The organism is Streptomyces sp. NBC_00029, assembly GCF_045160505.1.
Classification (GTDB): domain Bacteria; phylum Actinomycetota; class Actinomycetes; order Streptomycetales; family Streptomycetaceae; genus Streptomyces.
Genome location: NZ_CP108292.1, coordinates 1 through 23,226, shown reverse-complemented (window position 1 = coordinate 23,226; position 23,226 = coordinate 1). Strand labels below are relative to the sequence as shown.

Sequence of the window (23,226 nt, the reverse complement as noted above, 5' to 3'; positions counted from 1 at the left end):
CTGAGCAGCTGTGAAGGGGTGAGCTGGTGGAAATCGGTGGCGGCGCCCCGCACGTCATGCTTATCGACGAGGTGGGGTGATGGCCGGCTACTGCGGCTCGAGGTCGGGTTCGGAAGGGCCGGAGGGCAGCCGGGTGGGAGGCTTGTCGCCGATGCGTTCCCACCACAGGCCGGCACGGTCACGAAAGTGAACCATGAGCTCCTGGTCCGCGGAGCCCTGCGGGAGAAACTCCTCATATCCCTCGCCGTCGCTCATCAGGAAGAGCGGCACGGAGAACTCGTCTCCCGCCGGCAGGACACCGGAGGTCTTGTTTTCGGGTGTGCCCCATAGCGGTTGGATGTGGTGGCGGCCGCCGTGGGTATAGGTGGCGCGAATGACCCGTACTTCCGTTAGGGGGGCGTCGCTGCTGTTGGTGACGACAGCGTGTTCGCGGTCGAGGCGGGAGCTGACCTGGAGGGCCTGTGCTGCGGCTCTGGCGTAGTCCGCCGCTCCGTCCCTGAGGTACGCGCGGATGCTGCTGCAGAAGGCTTTCAGCTCGTCGGTCGGCTTTGCGTGCCATCCGTCATTGAAGACCTTCTGAGACCAGAGCCCCTTGTCGCCTCGGGGCACCTGACGTACCCAGGACTCCAGCTCGCCGCAGGGTACGACGAAGAGGCCGAGGTCGGCGGCCGCCTGCAGCAGGCGCTCCGCAGCGTTGTACGGATCGCCCTGAAGGCCGGCCAGGCCGGACTTCTTGAGGTCCCCCCACCGGTCACCGCCCTTGGCCAGCTTGGTGAGCTCACCGAGGACCCGATCCGGAAGCGGGTCACTGGCCTTGACGCCCTTCAGGAGCGCGTTCATCTCGGTTTTGAAGCCGCCTGCGGAGGTCTCGCTCCGGGATCCGGCCGCATGTTCTCGGAGGCATTTGAGGTCCGGGTCCAGGTGCTCGGTGACGTCGGCGAGACTCGTGACGGCCGCGGCGAGACCAGACCGGAGGTAGTCGAAGTCGGCGATGACTGCGGTGGGGATACCGCACTGCCGTAGCCGCCGCGCGGTGTCGCCCAGAGGCGCTTTGCCACTGGTGTGGAGGAAGAGGGTGTTGTCGTGTGCGGCCGATGCATCCTTGGTGGCGTCAAAGGCCGCGGCGTAGAACTGGCAGTCACCGGCGGCTTCGCAGAGCACGACCCGGTCGTAGAACAGACCCGAGGACAGGTTCGAGTACCGGAGCAGGGGAGTGCGCAGCAGGCCCTGCACGGCGTCCGGGTTCAGCAGCCGGGCGGCAGGGGCCCCGGATGACCGGTCGAGACGGACGATCGACACCGGGCGAGCCTGTTCCGCTTCAAGGACTCCGGCGAGGAAGTCGGCGCTATGCGTCGCGACGAACAACTGCGTCTGCCCTCGGATGCCGGCCAGAAGACGGCCGAGAAGGCGGGCTTGCGGCGGGTGCAGAAACGCCTCGGGCTCGTCGATGATGACAATGGGAGCGGGCCGCACCATCACCTGAAGCAGGATCTGCACGAAGCTGCGGAACCCATCGCCCTGCGCCGACACCAAGGGCAGGTTTCGGTACGCTGCGGCGACTTCTCGCGCCGCCCCCGGGAGGGCGTCCCGCAGGTCGGGGTGAGGCCGACCAACGCGGAGTCGGATCCGCTCGTCGTACCGGTCTACACAGACGTGGTGGCGAAACGCCTGATGCACCAATTCAGAGAAGCGCGACTCTGCTGCGCGGTCCTCGTACAGGTACTGGAGCTTGGACTGCGGCGGCAACAAGAAGTCCCAGTGCTCCACCTCTGATTCGACCTGCAGGCGGTCTTCGGTCCACAGCGTTTGCTTGAGGAAGGGGGTCAGCTCCGCGAGCGAGAAGGACGTCCAGCGATGCGGCATGGAGTCCTTGAGGAGCACCGCCCCGCTCGGAGAGACGTAGTGCTCAGCCGTGCTGGGTGTCCAAGTCCGGTATCCGCCCTCCTCCAGCCAGGCCGTGAACTCCTCGCTGCTCCCGCTGTGCCGTGGGAGGGCTTGTCGGATCCACCGGGTGGTCCTGCCAGCTGTTGTACCGGGGAGCTCGATCTGCGCGTCGAGTTCACGGAGCAGGAGCGACTTGCCACTGTTGTTGGACCCGATGAAGAGCGTCATGCCATCCTGCGGCGGCTCCACTATGAGGCCTGTATTGAGCATGATCTCGGCGACAGCGAAGGTGATCGCCATGTTGCCCCCCGGAACGGTGTGCACATCGCCCCAAGAGCGACGTTGGTGATCTGCGAAGCGTATCGATCAGCCGATACTCCACTGGAGGTTTCGTCTCACTTACTCGGTCGGTACGGGCTGAGGATCGCCCCGGTGGCCGTCGCATTGCGGGGGCCTCTTGGACGCCCCGTGCTCGCCCCGAGCGGCGCCCGCCCGGCCCGTGCGGGCACGTCTATTGCGCCCGGCGACCACATACTGCCGGACGCCCAAGGTCGAGCCGCCGCTCAAGCTCGTCCTCGTCGAGGGCGAGGCCGGCGAGGACACCCGCCTGACCACCTCGGCGTCGAGGCCGTCTCCACCGCGCCACTAACCGCCTCAAGGACGCGGCTCTGGCCAGGGGAACGACACCTTCTGCTGCTACGCCTTTCTCGGCGGCCCACGGTCCGCGATAGGGGCGGGTGCCCGCGCACCCGATGGGTGCCGAAGCGGGGGACCTGCGACCGGAACCGCCCAAATCGACGAGGCAATCAACGCATCGTTGATGCGTTTTCCGCATCAAATAGTCTAGGGTCGCATCATGGTGATGGGTACGGAAGAACTTCTCAGGCTCACGGTCGCTGCGTTGATGTCGCGCTCTGGTGAGCGTCAGCACGTCCTCGCTGATGGGCTCGGACTGTCGCAGGCCCAGATTTCCCGGAAACAAGGGGGCCGTCAGCACTGGTCGCTCGAAGACGTTGACGGCCTCGCCGCGCATTTCGGCCTGCACGTCCTGGACCTCCTGGCTGGCCCCACGCATGCGGTGGGCGTCCTGCACGGCTCGATCCCCGCCCTGCGCCCTGCCGACCTCGCAACCCCCGCCCCGCCCGCGGCCGCGCAACTCCCCTTCCCCGCCGTCCAGCTCCCCGCCCAGCCCCCACAGGCACCTGCCCAGCCCCCGCAGGCGCCTGCCCCGCGGCCGCCGGTTCAGCCGGCTGACGCGCCCGCGCTGCGGTGTGTGCTGTGCGGGCAGCCGTGCGACGAGGAGGTGGACGGGTTCGCGCAGCACTTGAGCGCCGAGGAGTGCGCGGCCGCCATCGCCTCAGCGACCCCCGCCCCTGCGGCGCCCGTGCCCGCGCCTGCCCCCGTCCCGCCGCAACTTCCCGCCGCACCCCCGACACCGGAGCCCACACCCGCGCCCGAGGCAGGGGCGGATCCGGTCGTGCCGGAGGTCGAGTCCGTGCCTGTGCCGGCGGCGGGGCCGGCGGTGGTGCGCGGTCCGCGGGCGTACGCCTCCGGGTCGCTGATCGACCAGATCACGAGCCGGGTGCACGAGGCTCTGCAGGGGTGCTCTGGAGACCTGGAGGCCGCTCAGGTCATGCTCCTGAAGTCCGCGATCCCGGATGTCATGAAGTTTTTCAAGGCCTCGCGGGTCGGTGGCCGGTACGAGCACTCGGAGTTCCCGCCGACCGCCGACGTCCTCAAGAAGCGGTCCCAGAAGGGCGCGGACGAGATCTGGGAGGGCCGGCCGAAGTGGCGCAACCCCCACGTGTTCAAGGCGGCCAAGCAGGGCGAGGAGTTCGAGGTGACGGCCCTGGACATGAACGCCGCCTACCTCTCGGCCTTCAAGTGCTGGCTCCCGATCGGACAGCTCCGCGAAGACACCAGCGGCGTCCACGACCGGAAGAAGTCCGGGGTCCACCTGATCACTCCGGCCGAGTGGGAGCACACCGACCTGCCCAACCCGCTGGGCAACCGGATGGAGCCGGGCGAGTTGTGGGTCACCGAATCCACCCTCCGCCTCCTCCTCGACTGCGCCCGAGACGGCCTCGCCGACGCCCCGACCATCCACCGCTCACTCGTCTCCGGCGGCACAGAAGTCCTGTTGGAAAAACTGCGCCGCGCCCTTGCGGAAGTCCGGAAATCAGCTCTCGCCGATGGCGACGAACTGACCGTCAACTACGTGAAATCCATGTATTCTAAGCTGGTCTCCACCCTGGGTGAGTCCACCGCGAACCGTGATATGCGACGCCCGGACTGGATGCACATTATGCGAGCGAAAGCATTCGCGAATCTGTGGATGAAAGCCAACAAAATCCACAAGGCAGGAATCCAGGTCGTGGAAATCTCCGGCACCGACGAACTGCATGTCATCGGCGACTGGCGGACAGTTTTCGCCGAGGGCCGGGACCTGAACCAGGTGAAGGAAAAGCAGACTTACACGCTGGGGGGTAAGCGCTGATGGCAGGATCCGAGGACCTGTGGTCCCGCTGGGGCGAATGGCAAAGGCACGACGCCCGCGGCATGAAGGGCGGCGAAGCCCTCATCCTGGAACTCAACCGGATCGTCCACACCTCCGGCATCGTCTCGCCCGTCACCTCCCACCGAGGCCTGACCGCCCGCCTGCGCTACCTCGACAGCCCCGCCGGCCGCCAGGCCCTCGCCGAACAGGGCGTCAGCACCTGCACCCTGCGCTCCTGGACCCGCGGCAAGGCCACACCCTCCCCGGCGTCCAGGGAGCGGATCGACGCCGCGTACTGGTGGCGCCGACGGGAGAACCTGATCCGCTCCGGCTGGCTCGCCCGCCACCTCGACAACAACGGCCAAGGCCGCCGCATGGAGATCTACCCCGTCGACCAGACCCACGTCGACACCAAGTACAGCCGCCCCCTGAGCGACCGCTCGATTACCGTTCGGTACATCTGGCCCGACCTCGTCCAGGCGTGGGCGGATCGCGACGAGGCGATGGTGGACGAGATCTGGGACGACGTCATCACCGACCTCGACTCCGACTATGCCGCCTACGCTTACGTCTCGTCCGTCGGCATCGGAGCCTGACCCCCGCCCACAGCCGTGTCGACAGTTCGCGAGTAGCTCTCGTGAACGTCACGAGATCCCGTTCCGCCGCAAGGCGGGGCGGGATCTCGGCGTTTCCGGGGTCTGTTCGACGTGGTGTCCGATTGCTCGGCCTGCCGCGGTCACTGACCAGGCGTCGGCCGGAGGGGGTTGCTTGGGGTGGTTTGCATCAATGCGGCGCTTCCGGCCGTCTGTGGGCATGGCGGAGCGTGGCCTGGCTGCTGGTCGGTGTAGGCGCGGTCGGCGGCCAGGAACCCGGTGGGGAACCCGAACGGGACGAGCCTGGTGAGGCTGTGGATGGCATTTCGGGCCGATCCGGTTCTCGGGGGTGTCGAGGCCGGCGCCGAAGGCGAGTTGCGGATGCCGGCTGACGCGCTTCTCTTCCAGGGGATGTCTTGCGGGGTGCCGCCGGCCCGCCGTGATCTCGATCGACGACAGGTCCTTCCAGCCCGGGTGGGGCTGGTGCCATGCGGGGAACGGGGTCGTGTCGACAGCGAGGTCGCCTCGCCATCCCCGGAAGAGCCCGCGCTGGTGAGCGAAGCGGACAGTGACCAGGACCAGCCGGTCACTGATCTCCTGCAGCACTCGCCGACGGCGGACCTGCTCGACTCCTGCCCCTTCCTCCCAGGCCACGATCACGCGGTGGAGTCGGCTCTGCCGACGGCCTGGAAAGCAGTTGATCCAACTGCCCCGTGGACTCGGGGGCGGCGGTCGGGGTTATTGAGACAACTTCAGGAACGGTTTCAGCTGTAAAGCTCCATGGGCGGCCGATCGAGGCGCTGCTCATCTATGCTGCGCGCGAAATCTCCCCGAGTCGCGGAATGGAAGTGTCCGGTTCGCGGTGCTCTTGCAACAGCCGGAAGCAAGTTCTATTGTCTCAGCAGATTTTGGCCATGCCTCAGGGCTCAGAGGTTCCGTAGTAGCCCCGAGGGGCGTCCCTGTGTCAGTGGCGCCAATCATTTCCGGGGGGATTCAATGAAGCTCAGATCCATAATGCTGGCCATTCTGACGGTAACCGGAATGGCCGTCCCTACCGCTGCCGCTGCCCCTGCAGTCGCACGCCCCGCGTCAGCCCCTGCACCCAATGTGCTGCTTCAGCAGATGGAAGGCGGCGTTGTCAACGATTCTCTGCGGTTGCGCAGGGAGCTTGGTTTCGAGGCCACGGAGAGCAAGCTGGCCGAAATCCTCCGGGGCCGGGAGGCCCTGACCCCTTCGGTAGGCATCCGTGAGGAGGGGCTCGTCAACGAGTGGGGTTTCATTGGAACGGCTGCCGAGGCGTCGGAGATGAAGCGTCGTGACGCGCTTGTGTCCGCGGTTGAGCCCGTCGTGCGCGAATTCTCCCAGCAGGAGAAATTTGCCGGGCATTTCCTCGACAACCGCCGCGATGGACGCCTGGTCGTCCAGTTTGCCGGAGCCCTGCCGGCATCGGATCGGCAGGACGCGCTCATGAAATCAGCTCTCAATTCGGGCAGCACGGTCTCCGACGTCGAATTCCGTGTCGTCGAGCACTCCACTACCGAGCTCACCGGTGCCATGGAAGCCGTGTGGAAGTGGGCCGCCAAGGCGGGTGGCAGCGATATACCCGTCATCTCCGTCGAGGAAGACGTGACCACCAACGGGCTCAAGGTAGTCCTCCGCCCGGGAGTCGAGCAGGCCGGCGTACGAGATGTCCTGGCCCGGCTCGATGTCCCCGCGATCATCACCGAGGGTGACGGGGCTGACGAGGCGTGTACGTCCCGCAACGCCTGTGACTCGCCCCGCCGCGGTGGTGTCGGCATCAGCAAGTCAAACTCGCTCTGCAGCATCGGCTGGGTCGTGAACCGGAGCGGTGTGCGCGGGGCGCTGACCGCCGGACACTGCTGGTGGGGCACAAACAGCGGCTCGGTCGCCTCGGGGAGTGCCACCTACGGCTCCCTGACCGGCACCAATGCCCTCACGAACGGCACCCACGCCGATATGCGCTTCATCTCGATCCCGAGCGGCGGCCAGCCTTGGTTGTATCAGAATGCCGCGAACAAGGCCCGGGTGGTGACGGGATCATCGCTGGGGTCTGTCGGCTCCACCGCCTGCCTGTTCGGCCGTAACTCGGAGAATGCGCGCTGCGGGACGATCTCGTCTACCAACGCGAGCCACACCAGCAGCACTTGCGGCTGTGTCGTATACGGGCAGTCCGCGGCCTCATACTCCAGCGCGGGTGGTGACAGCGGCGGTGCCGTTGCCAGTAGCTCCACGGGCAACGTCGCACGAGGTGTGCACTCCGGAACGTTCGGAGGAGCGAAACACTACAGTTGGATCGGGTACACCTCTACGTACAACATGGGAACGCTCGCCACCGGATGACTCCGGAGCCTGCGGGAACAGGACGCCCACCATGAAGGCACGACTCTTGCTGGTCCCACTTCTTCTCGGTGGCCTGATGGCCTGCTCCTCGGCCTCCGGTGCCGAAGGTGATGCATGCCCCGAGTGGCCCGTCTACTCCAATCCGCAGGAAGCCCTCAAGGATGCGGATTACGTCGTTACCGCAGACGTCACGGAGCGGGTGGGGAACGAGGCGGTCTTCGGTACCGAAGCGCACGCCTATTCGGTCAGTACCAAGGGGCTTCCTGTTCTGAAGGGAGATGACATCGGTTACAGCAACCTCAAGGTCATTTCCACACCTCAGAAGTGTTCGGGCGGCGACCCCTACCCGGACGGGGATCCGCTGCGCGAGGGCCAGCGCGTCATCCTCTTCCTGACACGGGAAGACCCGAAGGGCACCTGGAGGACGATCACACCTGACCACGGGGTACTCCCGGTTGGCAGTAGCAGTGACAGCCTTCCGAGCCGCTGGCCTTCGTAGCCGCCGACAGAACGAAGCGACATGAAGCCTGCCCTCACCTTTCGAATCGGTGAGGGCAGGCTTCGCGTGCCCGTCGCCCAGCCGTCCTAGGTGCTGTCCGGAACGGGAAGCGATCACCCTTCACTTGGGAAGCGATCTTCAACGGGCCGGGACATTGGCTGGTCAGGTCCACTCGTGAACACCCCCGTGTGGACATCCTTCGGCCACCTGTGTCGCCCGTGGTTCGTCAGAGCGATGCCTACAGCGGTGGCGAGGGCGGCGCCGACGCCGCCGACGGCCGCGACCGGGGCGGTCAGGGCGGGGTGGCTTCACGAACCGTGAACAGAGCCAAGCCACCCATGCTGTGCACGTCATGAGCCCGGCATATCCGCCCTACGGGTCCAGTTAGCGAGAGATCGGCCGGACAAGAGGGTGTCGGGGTGGTCGGGTCCGAGGACGCGGCCGCGGTCGGCGGTCAGCTCGGTGAAGAGGTCGCGCGCCCTAGCAGCATCCCCCGCTTGTCCGCTCCAGTGAGCGTGGTTGTGGCGTGAGATGAGGGTGTGGGGGTGGTCGGGTCCCAGGACGCGGGTGAACTCTGTGATCAGTACAGTGCCGAGGTCGCGCGCCGTAGCGGCGTCTCCTGCTATTCCGGTCCAGCGTGCGTGGTTGTGGCGTGAGGCGAGGGTGTGGGGGTGGTCGGGTCCCAGGACGCGGGTGTAGTCCGCGATGAGTACGGCGTTGAGGTCGCGCGCCGTAGGGGCGTCTCCAGAATCTCCGATCCAGAGCGCGTGATGCTGGCGGGCAGCAAGGGCGCCCGGGTGGTCGAAACCGAAACTGCGGGCGTAGTCGGCGACGATTCCTGCATACAGGTCGCGCGCCGTGGCGGGGTCTCCAGACGTTCCGGTGCCTTCCGCCTCGAAGATCCGGGAGGTGAGGTCTTGTTCCGTAAAGCTGTTGTCCGGGACGTCCATGCTGGTGGAGGGGTTGTTCGGCACGGTCGGATTGTTGATGGGGACGGCGTCGTCGAGTTGCGTGGTGATGCGGTCGACCGTATTGGCGTCGGTTTCGTTGATCGCTGACGCGCGGGCGAGGGCGGTATCGATGTCGTCGCCTTCGGGGTCCTCGGAGACCGGGCCGGGCGCGAGCGGCGGCAGGGCAGAGGCGAGGCCTGGCAGGTGGTCGTGAGGCGAGGGTTCGTCGCCGCGGAGTCGGTCGAGGTCGTCGGTCAGCTCGTCGATCCTCTGCTGGAGCCGGGCGGAGAGTTCCTCGGCTTGACGCCTTTTCTCCTCCGCCCGCTCCAGTTCCTCTCTGGCCTTCTCCGTCTGAGCCTCGGCCCGGCCAAGCTTGCGCTGCGCCGTCTCCAGAGCAGTGCCGTGATCGGTGTGGGCGAGCTGGTCGCGCTCCGCGGTCAGCCCGGTGACCCGGTTCTGGAGTTTGTGAATCATGCCGAGGAGGACCATGACGAGCTTCGCGGAGTTGTCCGCAGCCAGCCGCAGGTCGGCCTGTTGTTCCAGGGAACGGGTGAGCCGGTCGTAGATGTCGATCTGCCTGGCCTGGATGTGTGCCAGCTCCACTGCACCCACGGAAGGCGCGGCGATTCCGGGGGCGGGCCTGGGCGGATTATGTGCGTCTCGCAGCAGTGCGTTGGCCTCCTGGTGCCGGCGTTCGCGTAAGGGGGCGGGGACCGTCGCGTCGACGATGGCGGTCACGAACCTCTGCGTCGGGATCTTCCCGCCGAGATAGACGCTGATCTGAGCCTTGGACATGGCGATGTCGGTGGCCAGGGTGGCGAGTGTTCTTTGGGATTCGTCGACCCGGGCACGGAGGAAGACCGCGAGCCGGTGGGCCTGCGGGTTCACTGCCCGGATCGGCCCCCAGGGTCGGCCGCCTCCACCGTTTCGTCCTGCTGTCGGCATGCTGCCCCCGCCTGCGTCTTCGTTCTGAAGCGTCCGGTCTCTCCCGGACAACCACCTCTCCGTCCGGAACCTACCTGCGGTGTCCTGTCCAGGGGGTCCGGACAACCCAACTCCCCTCCATCGTCTGCCTCACGCCGCAGATCGCGGGACCAGCAGACCGTAGGAGCAAACTTCATGAACGACACCATCGCCATCGCGGCGGACCTTCTTTCCATCGCCGCCGCCCTCCTGTCCGTGGGCCTGGAGATCTACCGCGACCGCAAGGACAAGGACAAGGAACAGGAGCACCGGAACGAGGAGGGGACCGGGCGCTGAGAGGACGCGGGACGCGCCTCTGACCGGAGAGCAGCCGCAGGAAGGGGGTCTGCGCCCAAGACGCGTCGAGTGTTCACCAGGACACTGCCCCTGAGCAGGACTCAGGGGCAGCTGGCCGGGGCCCGTCCCGCGCGCGGACCGCCCCGACTGCAGCGCTCGGCTGGGTCGGGGCGACGCTGTCCGCGGCCTTCGATGTCGCGGTCGCGCTCCGCAGGCGCGACCGATCAGCGGTCCGTCCGCCAGGATCCCGCGCCCAGACGGCGATGGGCCGACACGGGCGGCCCCTGCTCGGCGGAGGACGTCGGGGGATTCCACTGTTTGGCGTGCGCCAGTTCGGCGGCGAGACGGCCGCGCAGGCCCGGCACGGGCGGCATGGAGGAAAGTTCTGCTCCCGCACTGCCCGCGGACCCGCCCCGTCTCATCTACCCCGTCGACCAGAGCCACGTCGACGCCAAGTACAGCCGCCCCCTCAGCGACCGCTCCATCTGGCCCGACCTCGTCCACGCCTGGGCCACCCGCAATGAGGCTCTCGTGGACGAGATCTGGGACGACGTCATCACCGACCTCGACTCCGACTACGCCGCCTACGCCTACGTCTCCTCCGTCGGCATCGGAGCCTGATCCACCCCTTGCTCGAACGGCATCCCGTTTGGCCTTCGCTCCTCTGTCCGCTGAAGCGCGCAGCCCCTGTGACAGAGGCGCGCCTGTCAGGAGCGCCCCGCCAGATGGCGTTGCAGTTCACGGTGGCGGAACTGGTACGCCGTACCTGCCTGGCGCAACACCCCCCGGCGGTGGGCATCGGCCAGAAAAGCCTGAAGGTGCCAGGGCACGTGGCCCCTGAGCGCGAGGAGTGAGGTGGCCGCGGCGTAGGGCGCCCAGGACGTGGAGGCCAGCCCGGTCGTGAGCCCCGCAATCGCACCGACGGCGAGGGCCGAGAACACTCCGAAGAGGATGGATAGCGGGTATCCCTCAGCCGCACCCACGCTGACCCCGACCAGGAGGCCGGTGACCACGGCCGTGGCAAGTCCTATCCGGAGCACGGTGGCACGGAGCGTCCGGCGGTGCAGCGTTACGAGCGATGCGGGACCAGCGGCTTGGTCTGGTGCTACGGGGCGCGGGACCAAGGCGCTCGCGGCCACGAGGGGCACAATCAGCACGGCGATGACTGCGGTGTCGGAGAACCAGGCGGCAGGTTCATCAGAGATCGCGGCCATCACACCGCTGGTCACGACCGCACCCGCTGCCATCGCCAGGAAAACGAGCCCCAAGCCGTCCAACCTGAGTTGCTGCCAGGACCAGCGAACTCCGACTGCTGGCAGATCATCCTCCCACCGTCTGGTGGTGATCCATCCGGTGACCGCGGTGATCACCGCGGTCAGCACACCCCAGTTCATGGCCTTGGATACCGCGAGGAGGTCGGACACCTTCGCGGTGTAGCGAAACGCGGCCCATGTGACGCGGCCGATCTCCTGCTCGCCGGGTATCGCGAGCGTGGTGACGAAGAAGTACAGCGCGAATCCGATTCCGGTCAGCAGCAGGGACCCGACGAACACCGTGCCGCCGGCGAGGAGACCAGCGAGTGCGCCCACAAGAGACCGGACCGCCATGTGCGGATAGAGTCGCCGCAGCTGCCACCAGCGCAGCTGGTCGTCGTTCGGTGTTCGTTCGAGGTGGCCGGCCAGGAAACGCAGGGTCCGTTCCACGCGCTCTCGCGTCCAACGGCACGGCCTCTGCGGATCGCTGCGGTAGGCGGCTGGTAGGAACGATCGGAACAGGAAGGCCAGAAGGTCTTCCCTGCTCGTATGGTCAAGCATGCTCCTCGGGTGGGGTACCGCGTTGAGCGGCTCACCCGTGCGGGGATTGAAGACCGTCTTCGCCAGGAACACTCCCAGCGGCGTCGCCAGTGCTTGCGTCACGGGCGAGCCGGCGGGCACCGAGTCGACCTCGTCCCACCGCGCATGGGCGGCGCCGGCGTCGCTCCGCAGGTACTCCATAGCGATCTGCCGTGTCAGGGGAATCAGTCGTATGCCGCCCGCCGCCAGCAGGGGGCCCGTTACTTCTCGCTCGCTCCTGAGCGCCTCGCGGTACTCCGCCGTTCGGCTCGTCAGGACCAGCGGCCATTGGGACGGCAGCAAGTCGTTGATACCGGCGAGTGCTCGGGGCTGCAACGAGCGAGGCAGCTCATCGAACCCATCCAACAGCGGCAAGATGCGCTTCTCGTCGATCAACTTCTCGGCGTGGATCCTCGCCCGGGAGTTCATCTCCCGGCGGCCCACCACGGAGACCGAGGCGGAGAGCAGGGCAGGTCCGTGGTCTTGCACCAGCTGTTCCGTCATCCACGCCCGAAACGTCTGTCGACTCACGTCCCATGACGCGAGCGGAAAGACGACCGGCACGCGTCCGCCGTTCGCGCGTTCGCTCAGCAACTCGCCCTGGAGCCGTGTCAACAACACGCTCTTACCGGCTCCGGGTTCCCCGAGCACCACCAGACGGCGGGTGGGCACACGCCGGAGGAAGATGTCGCCGATCTCGCCGTCCACCCCGCATAAGCTCGTGGCTGCCGCCGGCCACTGCGAGGGTTCCCCGGGAGGCCCGCCCGGCCACCCGGTGGCAATGGAAGCCAGCCGGCCCCAGTCCTCAACCAAGTCACCCTCAACCTCCTGCCAGGCGACAGGCAGGAGGTAGGGGCGCTCGAGCTCACGCACCCGCCACTCCTCGTCCCACTGACTCGCCACCCTGACGGCTAGAACATCCGCGACCTGCGAAGAGTCAAGAGCCGAGGGAAGCTGGACGCCCTGCTGGCGGTACTGGAGAAGCGCCAGTACGAGCGCGATGACGCCCACGAAGGAGGCCACGACGCTGGCCATCTGGTCGTTCTCTTGCAGAGTGTGCAACGCGTAGTAGCCGGCGAGCGCGAGCATGGCGCCGACACCGAGGATGATGACCGTCTGTTTGAATCGCCACCCACCCATGCGGACATCATGGAGCACGGCTGCGGTGTCGCGGCGGAGCTTTCCGGATCCCAGGCCAGATCACCGTTCGAAGGGCGTCGGTCCGGAGCCCAGACGACGACGAGACCTGCCCGACCGCCGTTCTCAGTGGATGACGAATGAGGACCGTGCCGGTTCGGTGACCTGGTTATGGGAGGCCTCTGCGATGTAGACGCCTGGAGGTACGGAGGGTGCGGCCGTGGGGCAGGCGGGGCTGCTGGTGTGCTGGTCCCAGGTGAAGGTGGCGTCGATGGATTTTTCGTCGAGTCGGGCCCAGCGCGCTGATGGTTGTACGGGGGCGCAGTGGGCGGAGTTCCACACGGTGTCGCCGGCCGTGTTCTTGATGGTGAGGACGAGGGCCTGGGGGCTGATGTTGAGGCGGCAGGGATTCCCGGCAGGGGAGGGCTGCATGAGACGCACCTCGATGCGGGCGTCTTTACCGGTGTCGACTTCGTTGGGAGCGGCGACGTTGAGGAGGATCCGGTCGTCGGCGCAGGCGGGCAGCGCGAGCACCTGGGTCGTGCCGAGTTCTGGGGTGTTGGTGTCGAACGCCGAGGCCTCAGGTGACGGGGAGGGGGACGGTGAGGTTGAGGGGGTGGGGGAGGGGCTGGGTTTGGGTGAGGTGGTGGTCGCGGGTCGGTCGGTCCAGGGCAGGAGGTCGCCGACGGTGTTGTCTCCGAGCCACCAGGCCAGGAACCCGGTACAGGCGAGGACCGCGACGAGCCCGATCTGCCCACGTCGGGCACGTGGCCCGGCCGCCGGGGCATGGCGTGCAGGCGTCGGCGTGCGCTGCGGGGGCGGCGTGCGCTGCGCCTGGGTGGCCCGCTGCGCGGGCCGACTCGGGGAGGCGCCGTTGTGTCCCCGGTGGCGGAGACGGATTCCGCCTGGCGCGGCCACGCTGCAGGACCCTGCCCCTTGAGGATTTCCTCGGCTGCCGCGATCTGCTCACTCTTGGACATGGCGGAATAATCAGGAGCTACCGGCTTGGGAACGGGCGTGCGAATGGCGAAAGTACCGGGGTCTTCCGCTCGCGCGTCGACGCTGCGCCAGATTGCGGCCCGTTCTCCTTCCGCCGGGGGAGCGGGTGAGGTGCGGTGGTGTTGACCTGCTTTTTCCTGTGTTGCATCGGCTGCATCGCTGGTGAGTGGGGGTGAGGGGTCGTGCCAGTCGTACGGTGGTTCGCCTGGGTCGGCCTGCGTTGCGTCGTCCGCATCGGCCGGCTGGGCCACGCTGGCGGGGCGGGTCTCCTCCATCAGGCGCTCGACCTGGCGCCGCAGGACCACCATTTCCCGTTCCATGGCCTCCACGGCGGCGCGCGCGGAAGCGAGCTTGGCTTCAAGGTCACGGGTATACCCAGCGGCGTGCACGAGCTGTCCCTGCTGCCGCACCACCAGCTCGGCCAACCCGGCCCGCCCAGACTCCTTCTCCTCAGGGCGGGCGGTGACGGCTTCCAGCCCCTTCTTCAACGCGCCGATCTCTTTCGCGGCGGCGGCCAGCTTGAGGGACAGCTCCTTAGCACGCTTCCGCTCCGACCCCGTCGCGGCCACCGCATCCGCATGCTGCTCCCCGCTCAGTCTGAGCGCGTCCCGCAGCTGCGGCTGCTCCTCGATGAACTGCGCCCGGTGCCGTTCCATCTGCCCGCGCAGAGCAGCGATGTGTTCCTCGAGGTACCGGAGGGGTGCGACCGGATCATCAACCGCAACTCCTGGTTGGCCGCAGCGATCCTGCAACAGGACTGCCCCGACCCGGGATGCGAGGACGGCGTGATCATCGGCGGTGAGGACTGCCGCGCCTGCCAGGTTCGCGCCCAAGAACGGCGGGCTGCGGCCCGGGCTGGTGCGCAGGCAGAAGAGCGGTTGCGGGCCGAGGCTGCTGCGCGCGAGGCCACCGCGGCCTCGGTGACAGGCTGGGCGGAGGCGAAGGCCTCGGAGGAGCTCCGGTTCCGGATGCTGCTCGAGCGCAGTGGGAGGTACGGCGCGATGCTCGACCATCAGGTGGAGCAGCACATGACCGCGTGGCGGGAGCGGAACCCGGATCCGGCTGGCCCGGCGCTCGACCTTGACGCCGCCCAGCAGGGGCAGTTCGCCGATGAGGCCCCCGACTGCCTCGGACCGGCCGAGGAACCTGGCCCCGAGGAGGACAGCTCGTGGGGGCTGGCGTCGTCGCCGAGCGCGGAGTACCAGGCGTGGCGTGAGCAGCAGGCACAGGCCCGTCTCGCCTCGCTCGGCCGGTAGAACCTCGACTAGGGCCTGTCTCCTTGACAGGCTATGGGCGCCATTCCTGCTGGTAGGCGGGGTGTTCGGCGTATGACTGGGCAAGGATTCGCAGCGCGTATGCCAGGCCGGCCGAGCGGGAGTCCGAGGGGTCCATGGCCTTGTAGTCGTGCGCCAGTTGCTCGGTCAGGTCGAGCATGGGGAGATGGCTGTCGAGAAGAGCCTCACCGCCCAGGGTGTCGGCCACGTAGGCATAGGCGTGGTTGTCGTCCATGATGCGTGCGACGAGGAACTTCACAAGATCGTCCATGTGGTCATCTTCTCGGGAAACGTGCTTCGGCGGTCAAGCGGCTGTCCAGATGAGGATTGCGGCGAGGTGGAGTGCGGCCTGATAGGCGATGGCGAGCTTGTCCGTTCGCATGGCCAGTCCGCGCCACTGCTTGAGTCGGTTGATGCACCGTTCGACGGCGTTGCGCTGCTTGTACGTCGGCGTCGAAGGCCGGTGGTCGGCCTCCGTCGCGGCCTCGCCGCAGACGGTGGCCGACCTGGTCGGACGGCTGGGGGATGACGGCGCGGATTCCGCGTCGCCGGAGGTGATTGCGGATCGCGCGGGATGAATACGCACGGTCCGCCAGGACGGCATCGGGTCGGGTCCTCGGTCGTCCGAGTCCGCTTCGCGGAACACGGATGCCTGCCATGACGGTCTCGAAGGCCGGGGCGTCGCCCGCCTGGCCTGCGGTTATACGGAGGGCCAGGGGCCGTGCACGGCTATCGCTGGCAAGGTGGACTTTCGTGCTCAGGCCGCCGCGGGAGCGTCCGAGGCCATGATCGTCAGGTTCGGCCCGACTTGGCGCCCCTTTTTCCTGGCACCGGCGGCGTGCTGGTGGGCTCGGCAGACGGTGGAGTCCACCGAGACGGTCCAGCCGATATCGGCATCAGCGTCGGCCGCTGCCAGAACTGCGGCGAGGATGCGTTCCCAGGTGCCGTCTACGGCCCACCTGATCAGGCGTTTGTGAGCGGTCTGGAACGAGCCGAGCTCGTCCGGCAGGTCCCGCCAGGGCGAGCAGGTGCGGTACTTCCACGCGATGGCTTCCAGAGTTCGGCGGTGATCGGCCCATCGCCGACCACGGACCGGATCGGCCGGCATCAGCGGCTCGATCCGGTCCCACATCGCATCAGTGATCACTAATCGGACGGACACATCCGATCAACTGACCAACCCATCAAAGAGACACGCCCTAACCCCCGTGTTCCGCACTGTGCTGTCTGCCCCTCACCGGAGTGCGCGGACTGCAACCCCCGGAGAGGTGGGCAGCGCCATGCCGCGGATCGTCCGCGGCCGCTCTTTCGGGAGGGAACCTCATGTCCACTGCTACCGACCCGCAGCCCCAGACCCCGCAGCAGCAGCCCCCGCAGCCGCCGGCCACGGACCCGCTCCTGACGCTGTGCCTGGTCATCGTCGGCGCCCTGGTCCTCGCAACGGCTGGCTACATGTGCCTCGCTCACCCGTCGCTCACCGGGCCGATTGCGACGGTGGCCGGGGCGCTGGCCGCGGCGGTCGGCGTCGCGTTCGCCGTCCGCCGGCGCTGACCGTGGCCCGGCAACGGGCCTGCTCGTGAACGACAAACGCCCCGCCCGGACTCCGGGCGGGGCGTACGAGTGTGCAGGTCAGGACCGGTCCTCGGCGTCGAGGATGTCGAGTGCGCGCGGGACGCCGTCCCCGCTGCTCCAACTGGGGTGCGGGAAGGCGGGAGGGGCTTCTTCCGTCCACGCGCCGGCGCTGGAGACGGCGGCAGGGTCCTCGCCGGCCGCGAGGGCGTCGAGCTGCGCGGTGATGGCGTCCAGGTCCAGGAGACCGGCGGCGTACGCCTCGAGGAACAGCCCGACGGCGTGGGAGATCGAGACCTCGTCCTGACCAGCGCGTTTCTTGCCCGCCTCCCACACGGTCCCGGCCACGTTCACCGCCCTGACGACCTTCTCGTCGGTGAGTTTCCGTTCGGTGGGCCGGCCGGTCCCGGCGGGATACGTCTTGGGGACCTGGCGGGGTGCGGTGGCCATGGGGGCGTCGCCTCTCGTCTCGGGCGCGGACCGTATCAGGCCCGCGCCCCCACCCTACCCTTTACTTATATAACTTCATGCTCTTTCGGGAATGCGTGGCGGGCCGAGGCGGCCAGGGTGGCAATGGGGCCGCCCCTACCGAGGTCTTCTCTGTCCGCCTGTCCGCCGGAGGGCCTCGGCGGCGGCGTGCTCGCACGCGTCCGCGAGGAGCGCGGCACGTGGGCGGGTATCGGTGGCGGATGTCCTGGGCCGGAACTCCCGCCCCGACTGAGGGCGGGGCGTAGCGTTGCAACCTTCTCTGAAATTCGCTGTTTTGGGGTCCATCGTCAGCGCATGACGTGGTGGCAGGCAGCATTGTGGTTTAGCCAGCGGCGGGGCTGCCTCGGTGGTGACCCTGTCTTTGGAGATCCGGGCGGCGCAGTATCTGCCCCACGGTGCAAAGTAGCTGCCGCTGACCTTCGACCTCCCGTTGCGCTCCAGCAGTTGCTCCGCGAGGCCACCCGCATTGCCGTGCCGACAGCCGATCACGCGGTGACCGGGGTCCGGCCGACTAATCGGGCGGCGGAGGCGCCTGCCCGACCTGAACAAGCTGGGGTGCAGGTTGTGGCTGTTCCGGTTCGTGATCCTCAGAGGGAAGCTGCGGCGGTGAACACCGCCCTGCGCCAGGCGGATGCGCACGCCCGCTCGCTTCAGGACCTGCCCGAGTGGCAGCGGCTCCAGACCCTCCGCGGTGCCTTCGGGAACGTCTGGCGCGTCCTCAAGGACCGGGCCGGGGAGCACCTCGACCGCCTCATGGGAGACAGCCGCGTCGCGGACTTCATCCGCAAGGTCTCCGTACGCGCCTGCGAGAAGGTCGCCGGGCTGGCGCAGGCGGGCGCCGACAGGCTCCGCCGGGACGACGGACGGGCGCCCGGGAAGAAGCGAGACCTGCCGAGTGCCGAGGCGCTCCTTCGCCTCGGCAATGCGGCGTTCTCCTACAGCGCCCCGCCCTCGCCCCGGGGCAGGCACCGGACGCGGTGGACATCCCGGACATGCGGAAGATGGGGGAAGCCCTGGCCCGCCCGATGCCGGGAACCCGGCCCCGGGTTTCTCCCTCGGCTGCCCGCGGCCGGTCGACCACGGCCAAGCGGCCCGTGGAAAGGCCCGCCCCGGACAGCAGGACACCTGCGGCGTGGCGGCAGTCCCGAACAGAAGCAGTCCCGCAAGCCGCAGCGATAGGCTGCCTGATCCCGGCGACCGGAACGGTCGCCGGGATCAGGACCGGCAAAAGAAAGCCTATTGGGACTGCCTTCGCTTTTCGGTCGGGTTAGTCGGCGGGCTTGCTTTGTTCTCCACAGGACTTGAGGGGCTGTGGGGACACAGTTGATACGAACCCCGGCATGCCCAGTTGCGGGACAGATTTCTCAGGGTCGCGGCTCAGGAGGCCTTTTGCGCGGCGCCAGCGGACACCGTCGCGATCGTCGAAGTCGGCCACGAACACGTAGATCGGCGGATGGCTCTTTCTGAAGTCCCGCCAGCCTGTTGCTCTGGGTGGCAGTTTGTCGAACGGTGTGGCCCATGGGTCTCTCGGTCCCGTGTTGCCGTAGTACTTCATGTTGTCTGTTGTGAACACCATGTCGGAGCATGGGGGCACGCTGGGCAGCCTGACAGAGAATGAGGCCTGTTCAATATCCCAGCGGTTGTCGACGGTCCTCTCCAGGGGCACGACAAACGTCATGGCGACGTTGGAGATGGGGTCCGGTGACCTGTTCATGAGGTGCAGCCGGGACATCCCGCCAGGTTCGATGTCCACCCAGTAGGAGACCCGGGCGGCTTGGGCCTGCTTCTTCTCCTCAGCAGCTTGTCGTGATTGTTTCAGCTGGTCGTCCGCCACCCTGGCGCTGTAGAACGTCGCCACACCGGTGGTGATGAGGCCGGCGACGCTCGCGACGATGGTGGCGATCACTCCGACCTTCACGATCCGGGACGTGGAGTGTCCTTCTCCGCCCCCGTGTCCGGCTGCCTCTGTCATCTCTTGAGCATGCGAGTTCTTGCGGCCGCCGGGTAATCGAGGCGGCCATCTGGCGTGGGTGCCACCGGCTGTCCGCTGGCGCTGGGCGCCGAGGGGTTACCACGAGCAGCGCTCGCGCCGTCCTGGCGGCTTCGTGATAACCGGCGCCCGGGAAGCCGATCCAGCCCTGCCGGGAGCCACTGCGTCGGCTGGCCTGGGCCGAGGCCCCTGTCCGGGAGGCCGAACAGGTCGGGCGGCGGCCGATCGCACGCGGGGTCGCCAGCCCGTCAGGCTACGGGGTCACGGCGAAGGATCCTTCGCAGAAGGCGTCGTCGGCGGCCCATGCGCGGTAGGCGACGCCTTTCCAATCGTTGGGGTCGTCGTGCAGGTGGCTTGCGGCGAGGTCTTCCAGGTGGGTCCGGAGGTCGGCCGGGCTGGTGGAGTGAAGCTGCTGGGTGAGGTGGTGACGCATGCCTATGAGGGGCTGGTTGGCCCGGATGCTGTAGGGCTTGCCCAGGTCCAGGAAGTCGAACTGGTACTGGACGCGGTCGGCGAAGACCTCGTCCCAGTGCGGTGGCGCGGTGACGAAATACCTGAGCCGTCCGTAGCTGTCGGGGGTGACTGCCGCGTGCAGCCAGCGGGCTGTGCCGGTGTGCTCGAAGTACGGGTGCAGGAGCACCTTGCCGGCCTCGGTCGAGGCCTGGTTGCTCTTGGTGTGGTTGCAGAGGTTGCAGACCGGCACGGGACTCGGCGGCGGCACGGAAGGCCTCTGCCGCCGTCTCGGCAGTGCGGGCGGCTTCCCGGAGCCCTGGTGCCGAGCTTCTCACGGTGTACGCGGTGTCCGCCGTGGCCCGTCTCGTGGCCATGTTCGGCGTGGACGCCACCATGGAGCGCCTGGACCGCATCCGGGCGGTTGTTGCTGATCCCTGCGGGTAGCGGCCGGTCGGGCTCGCGCGTCCTGCAGCCGGCTCGTCCGGCCTAACGAACAGCCGGAACGCGCAGCAACGGGAGAGTGGAGGTCAGCCGCAGCTACTTTGCACCGTGGGTCAGGGATAGGACGCCGGGGCCGTATCAGGCCACGCCCCCACCCTACCCTTTGACTTATATAACTTCTCGGTTTCGATGCCCCTCGGGAATGCGCGGTGCTCCGGGGTGGCCGGGATCGGCCCCGGGGTGGCGACACCCCCGCCCCCGGCGAGGCGTCCGACGCGACCGAACATGAGGCGAACGCACTTCTATAACTTCTCTGTTCGGAGGCCGCTGGACGCTGCACGGGTGTGGCCAGTGCTGCGGCCTCGGCTGCGGCGTGCTCGCACGCGTCCGCTAGGAACGCGGTGCGGTGGGCGAGTTCCGCCGCGCGGCGGGCCGGGAGGGCTCCGCCGGCCTCGGCGGCCTCCCACGCCTCCCACCCGATGCGCATCCACAGCTCCTGAGCCACTGCGCCGCGGCGCAGGGCGGTCCGGGCGAGGTCCCGGATCCGGGGGAGGACCGGCGCGGCCCACCCGGGGACGCTGGTGTCGGGTGTGTCGGTCCACGGGACGGCCGGCCCCTCAACCGCGACTCGTACGGCCTGGATGGCCCGTCCGGCGCGCACTGCACGCAACGCGTGTCCGTCCGCTACGTCTTTCCACTCGGCGACGGTCCGACCGTGGTGACGGTCCGGGACCGTCACGGGCGCGATGCCGACCGCGTACCGGGCCGCGGGTACCGCGGTGGGGCGGTGGGCGGCGGCTGCGGCGCGCTCTGCCCGGACGCGGTTACGAGTCTCGGCCGCGCGCTGGTCCGCGCACCGTACGAGGTGGGCGGCCGCGGAATCCCGGTCCGCATGCTCGGCCGGCCGAGCATCCCGTCCGGGGGTGATCGCGTACCAGTGGCGCCCCGACTCCCGGACGCGTCCGGCCATGTGTCCGTTGACGTGCACGATGCGGCCGCCGAGTTCACCGGTGGGCAGACCAAAGCTGCATCGGTCGCTCGCCCCGGACGTCGTGGCCACGGCGGCCGGAGCGTCCAGCACGGACTCCTCCGCGCGCACCGCTTCCTCCGCGGCGTGGTCCGCGGCCGAGGCCGCAACCATGGCGTGCGCGGTGTGCAGCCGCTCCAAAGCCTCGCGCATCGCGGTTTCTCCGCCGTAGCGCTGCGAGGAGACGTGCAGGGCCTGCGCGGTCGCCAGCTGGCCGCGCGCGGCCTCCAGCCGCACCTCGGCCTGCTGCACCCGGTCAACCGGCCCCGTGATGGCCCACGCGTGGACGGGGTCCGCGGCGTGGCCGGTGGTGTGCAGCCACGCGACGTACGCCGCGGCGAAGTCGTCACCCGTCCAGTTCTTCTCCGCCCACCCCTCGAACGCGTGCGAGATCGTACGACCCTCCCTCTCGCGCGCCTCCGCCCACTCCTCCGCCCCGCGCAGCACCCGGTGCTGACGGTTGTCCTCGATGCAGTCCGCGGCGTACTGCCGCTCCTCGGCATCCATTTCGAGCACGGGCAGCGCGCTGACCGGAACTCCGGCGCGCTGCGCGGCGTGTTCGGCGCACATGAGCCGACCGTCCCGACGGGTGCCCACCAGGTACAGGCGGACCCCGTACGCGTCGCAGAAGCCGTTGAAGCCGTCCGCCACCGGGACGCAGCAGTCGCCGACGTCGACAGGTTCCGGCATCCCCGGGATGACCGCCGTCCGCACCGCGGCAGGGATCACGTCCGCCAGCGTGAGCTCCACCTGACCCTCAACGGGCTCCACCCGGAGGCTGTACTGGCCACCAGTACCGCCGTCCTCGCCCCACCCTGCAAGCTCGTAGTTCCGGGTCACCTCCGAGCCCCACCCACACCGCGCGTCGAACCGCGCCGGGCAGTAAGCGTGTTCGATGCACACCCGCGGGTTGTCGACCTCCTCAGGGTCCTCGCACCCGCACTCGCCGTACTCGAACGGGTCCGTGACCTCGGCCTCCGTCACCAGCGTCGTCACGGCCTTGAGCTGCATGTCCTCCAGCCGCACGCCGTCCTGCACACCCCGGGACTCCTTGGCCACGTACCGGAAGCCCGAGCGACCGCGCTCCCAGTACAGGAGCAGGGACACCTCCCCTGCGGTGGTGTACGCCTCCAGCCCAACGACCCACGCGTCCGCGGTCCGGCCCTTCGAGCCGGCCGCGCCGAACACGGCGGAGGCCTGCCAGTCGTTCTCCTCGGCCGTGCGGATCAGCCGCTCGGCACTGCTGGGGATGACCGCCGCCGTACCGGACGTCAGAGCAGACATTCGAACCTCCAAGGGATTGGACCGGGCGGCCTGTTCGGCCGGCCCGTTGAGAACAACCCTAGCTGAAGTTATATAACTTTGAGGGGTTCGCAGCCCCCAATTCACCCGTTTGAGCTTTTGGTATGTGGGCGGTTTTGGCGGGCGGTTGTGGGGTTGTGTTTTTGGTATTCGGTCAGGGGGTGTTTCGGTTTTGGTATTTGACGTTGGGTCGGTTTGGGTGGGTCGGGAATTGGTGGTTTCCCTTTTGTTGGCGATCTTTCTGGTGTAGACCACTCGCTGATGCTGGTCCGGGGTAGTTGTTACGTTGTGTAGCGTGTCGGGGGAGGGGCCGGCGGGGTGGACACTGCGCGGGACCGTGTGCATACTGCTACTGAGAGGGAGCGCGCAGCGCGAGCGGAACGACCTCGGCCCCGCAGGGGCCACACCCCGATATCCGGTCCTGAGACACCGTTACAGACAACCTGACACACCATCAAAACCCCTTCTGACCTGCTACAATTAAGCCGAAGAACCCCGCGGCAGGCCCTCCCTCCGTTGCCAGCCTGCCACCGCGGACCCGCGGTTCCCGAACAACCGGGACCACCCCGCCGTCACCGCAGGTGACGGCCCATCGGGCCACACTCCGCCCGGCGTCGCGCAGCGGCTGCAGCCCCTTGGGAGTGACGCAGTCACTCCGCGTCGTGTCTC

The 23,226-nt window shown here is 68.1% G+C and carries 18 protein-coding genes and 1 pseudogene; 8 read left to right on the top strand and 11 right to left on the bottom strand.

Translation table 11 applies throughout. The features are described from left to right. Positions 1-87 precede the first annotated feature (87 nt). A complete protein-coding gene (locus OG753_RS00095) occupies positions 88-2,184 on the bottom strand; it encodes an ATP-dependent nuclease (RefSeq protein WP_405786551.1) in 2,097 nt (698 codons plus the stop codon). Between the two features lie 604 nt (positions 2,185-2,788). Between OG753_RS00095 and OG753_RS00090 the strand changes: the two genes are divergently transcribed. The 4 genes from OG753_RS00090 (at position 2,789) to OG753_RS00075 (ending at position 7,834) form a co-directional block, all read left to right on the top strand. Further along, complete coding sequence (locus OG753_RS00090; RefSeq protein ID WP_405786549.1) at positions 2,789-4,381, top strand: acyltransferase; 1,593 nt, start codon at positions 2,789-2,791, stop codon at positions 4,379-4,381. Continuing rightward, complete coding sequence (locus OG753_RS00085) at positions 4,381-4,977, top strand: hypothetical protein (RefSeq protein WP_405786548.1); 597 nt, start codon at positions 4,381-4,383, stop codon at positions 4,975-4,977. The genes OG753_RS00090 and OG753_RS00085 overlap by 1 nt, the downstream gene beginning before the upstream one ends. 1,011 nt (positions 4,978-5,988) lie before the next feature. Continuing rightward, complete coding sequence (locus OG753_RS00080) at positions 5,989-7,335, top strand: S1 family peptidase (protein ID WP_405786546.1); 1,347 nt, start codon at positions 5,989-5,991, stop codon at positions 7,333-7,335. Positions 7,336-7,366: 31 nt separating this feature from the next. Then, on the top strand, positions 7,367-7,834 hold the full coding sequence (locus tag OG753_RS00075; RefSeq protein ID WP_405786545.1) for a hypothetical protein: 468 nt from the start codon (positions 7,367-7,369) through the stop codon (positions 7,832-7,834). Positions 7,835-8,184: 350 nt separating this feature from the next. On the opposite strand, the gene OG753_RS00070 is transcribed toward OG753_RS00075, so the two are convergent. Next, positions 8,185-9,672, bottom strand: a complete 1,488-nt coding sequence (locus tag OG753_RS00070) for a tetratricopeptide repeat protein (protein WP_405786543.1) — start codon at positions 9,670-9,672, stop codon at positions 8,185-8,187. A 231-nt stretch (positions 9,673-9,903) separates the two neighbouring features. Here OG753_RS00070 and OG753_RS00065 point away from each other — a divergent pair, with 231 nt between their 5' ends. Continuing rightward, positions 9,904-10,044, top strand: coding sequence for a hypothetical protein (locus OG753_RS00065; protein WP_328959675.1), 141 nt, complete (start codon positions 9,904-9,906; stop codon positions 10,042-10,044). Positions 10,045-10,268: 224 nt separating this feature from the next. Here the strand turns inward: OG753_RS00065 and OG753_RS00060 are convergent, their stop codons facing one another. Beyond that, entirely contained in the window at positions 10,269-10,418 is a 150-nt protein-coding gene (locus OG753_RS00060) for a hypothetical protein (protein WP_405786541.1), read from the bottom strand. On the opposite strand from OG753_RS00060, the gene OG753_RS00055 reads away from it, so the two are divergent. Beyond that, complete coding sequence (locus OG753_RS00055) at positions 10,417-10,665, top strand: hypothetical protein (protein ID WP_405786540.1); 249 nt, start codon at positions 10,417-10,419, stop codon at positions 10,663-10,665. The two genes, OG753_RS00060 and OG753_RS00055, sit on opposite strands and share 2 nt — an antisense overlap. Positions 10,666-10,751: 86 nt before the next feature. On the opposite strand, the gene OG753_RS00050 is transcribed toward OG753_RS00055, so the two are convergent. Both OG753_RS00050 and OG753_RS00045 read right to left on the bottom strand, forming a co-directional pair. Continuing rightward, positions 10,752-13,016 carry an NACHT domain-containing protein gene (locus OG753_RS00050; protein ID WP_405786538.1) on the bottom strand — a complete coding sequence of 755 codons (2,265 nt, stop codon included), beginning with the start codon at positions 13,014-13,016 and terminating at the stop codon, positions 10,752-10,754. 123 nt (positions 13,017-13,139) lie between these two features. Next, positions 13,140-13,931, bottom strand: coding sequence for a hypothetical protein (locus tag OG753_RS00045; protein WP_405786536.1), 792 nt, complete (start codon positions 13,929-13,931; stop codon positions 13,140-13,142). 263 nt (positions 13,932-14,194) lie between these two features. On the opposite strand from OG753_RS00045, the gene OG753_RS00040 reads away from it, so the two are divergent. Further along, complete coding sequence (locus tag OG753_RS00040) at positions 14,195-15,268, top strand: hypothetical protein (RefSeq protein ID WP_405786535.1); 1,074 nt, start codon at positions 14,195-14,197, stop codon at positions 15,266-15,268. Positions 15,269-15,299: 31 nt separating this feature from the next. On the opposite strand, the gene OG753_RS00035 is transcribed toward OG753_RS00040, so the two are convergent. Continuing rightward, the gene (locus OG753_RS00035) at positions 15,300-15,557 is read right to left on the bottom strand and encodes a DUF6221 family protein (protein ID WP_405786533.1); all 258 of its coding nucleotides are present in this window, start codon (positions 15,555-15,557) and stop codon (positions 15,300-15,302) included. 33 nt (positions 15,558-15,590) lie between these two features. Continuing rightward, positions 15,591-16,448, bottom strand: a pseudogene (locus OG753_RS00030) (IS5 family transposase). A gap of 161 nt (positions 16,449-16,609) precedes the next feature. On the opposite strand from OG753_RS00030, the gene OG753_RS00025 reads away from it, so the two are divergent. Next, positions 16,610-16,837: a hypothetical protein gene (locus tag OG753_RS00025; protein ID WP_405786531.1), complete on the top strand. Its 228-nt coding sequence runs from the start codon at positions 16,610-16,612 to the stop codon at positions 16,835-16,837. A gap of 78 nt (positions 16,838-16,915) precedes the next feature. On the opposite strand, the gene OG753_RS00020 is transcribed toward OG753_RS00025, so the two are convergent. From OG753_RS00020 to OG753_RS00005, 4 genes are all read right to left on the bottom strand, one after another. After that, the gene (locus tag OG753_RS00020; protein WP_405786529.1) at positions 16,916-17,305 is read right to left on the bottom strand and encodes a hypothetical protein; all 390 of its coding nucleotides are present in this window, start codon (positions 17,303-17,305) and stop codon (positions 16,916-16,918) included. A gap of 1,306 nt (positions 17,306-18,611) precedes the next feature. Beyond that, a complete protein-coding gene (locus OG753_RS00015) occupies positions 18,612-19,316 on the bottom strand; it encodes a hypothetical protein (protein ID WP_405786527.1) in 705 nt (234 codons plus the stop codon). Positions 19,317-19,587: 271 nt separating this feature from the next. Then, the gene (locus OG753_RS00010; protein WP_405786525.1) at positions 19,588-20,055 is read right to left on the bottom strand and encodes a hypothetical protein; all 468 of its coding nucleotides are present in this window, start codon (positions 20,053-20,055) and stop codon (positions 19,588-19,590) included. A 63-nt stretch (positions 20,056-20,118) separates the two neighbouring features. Next, the gene (locus OG753_RS00005) at positions 20,119-22,539 is read right to left on the bottom strand and encodes a hypothetical protein (RefSeq protein ID WP_405786524.1); all 2,421 of its coding nucleotides are present in this window, start codon (positions 22,537-22,539) and stop codon (positions 20,119-20,121) included. Positions 22,540-23,226: the final 687 nt, after the last annotated feature.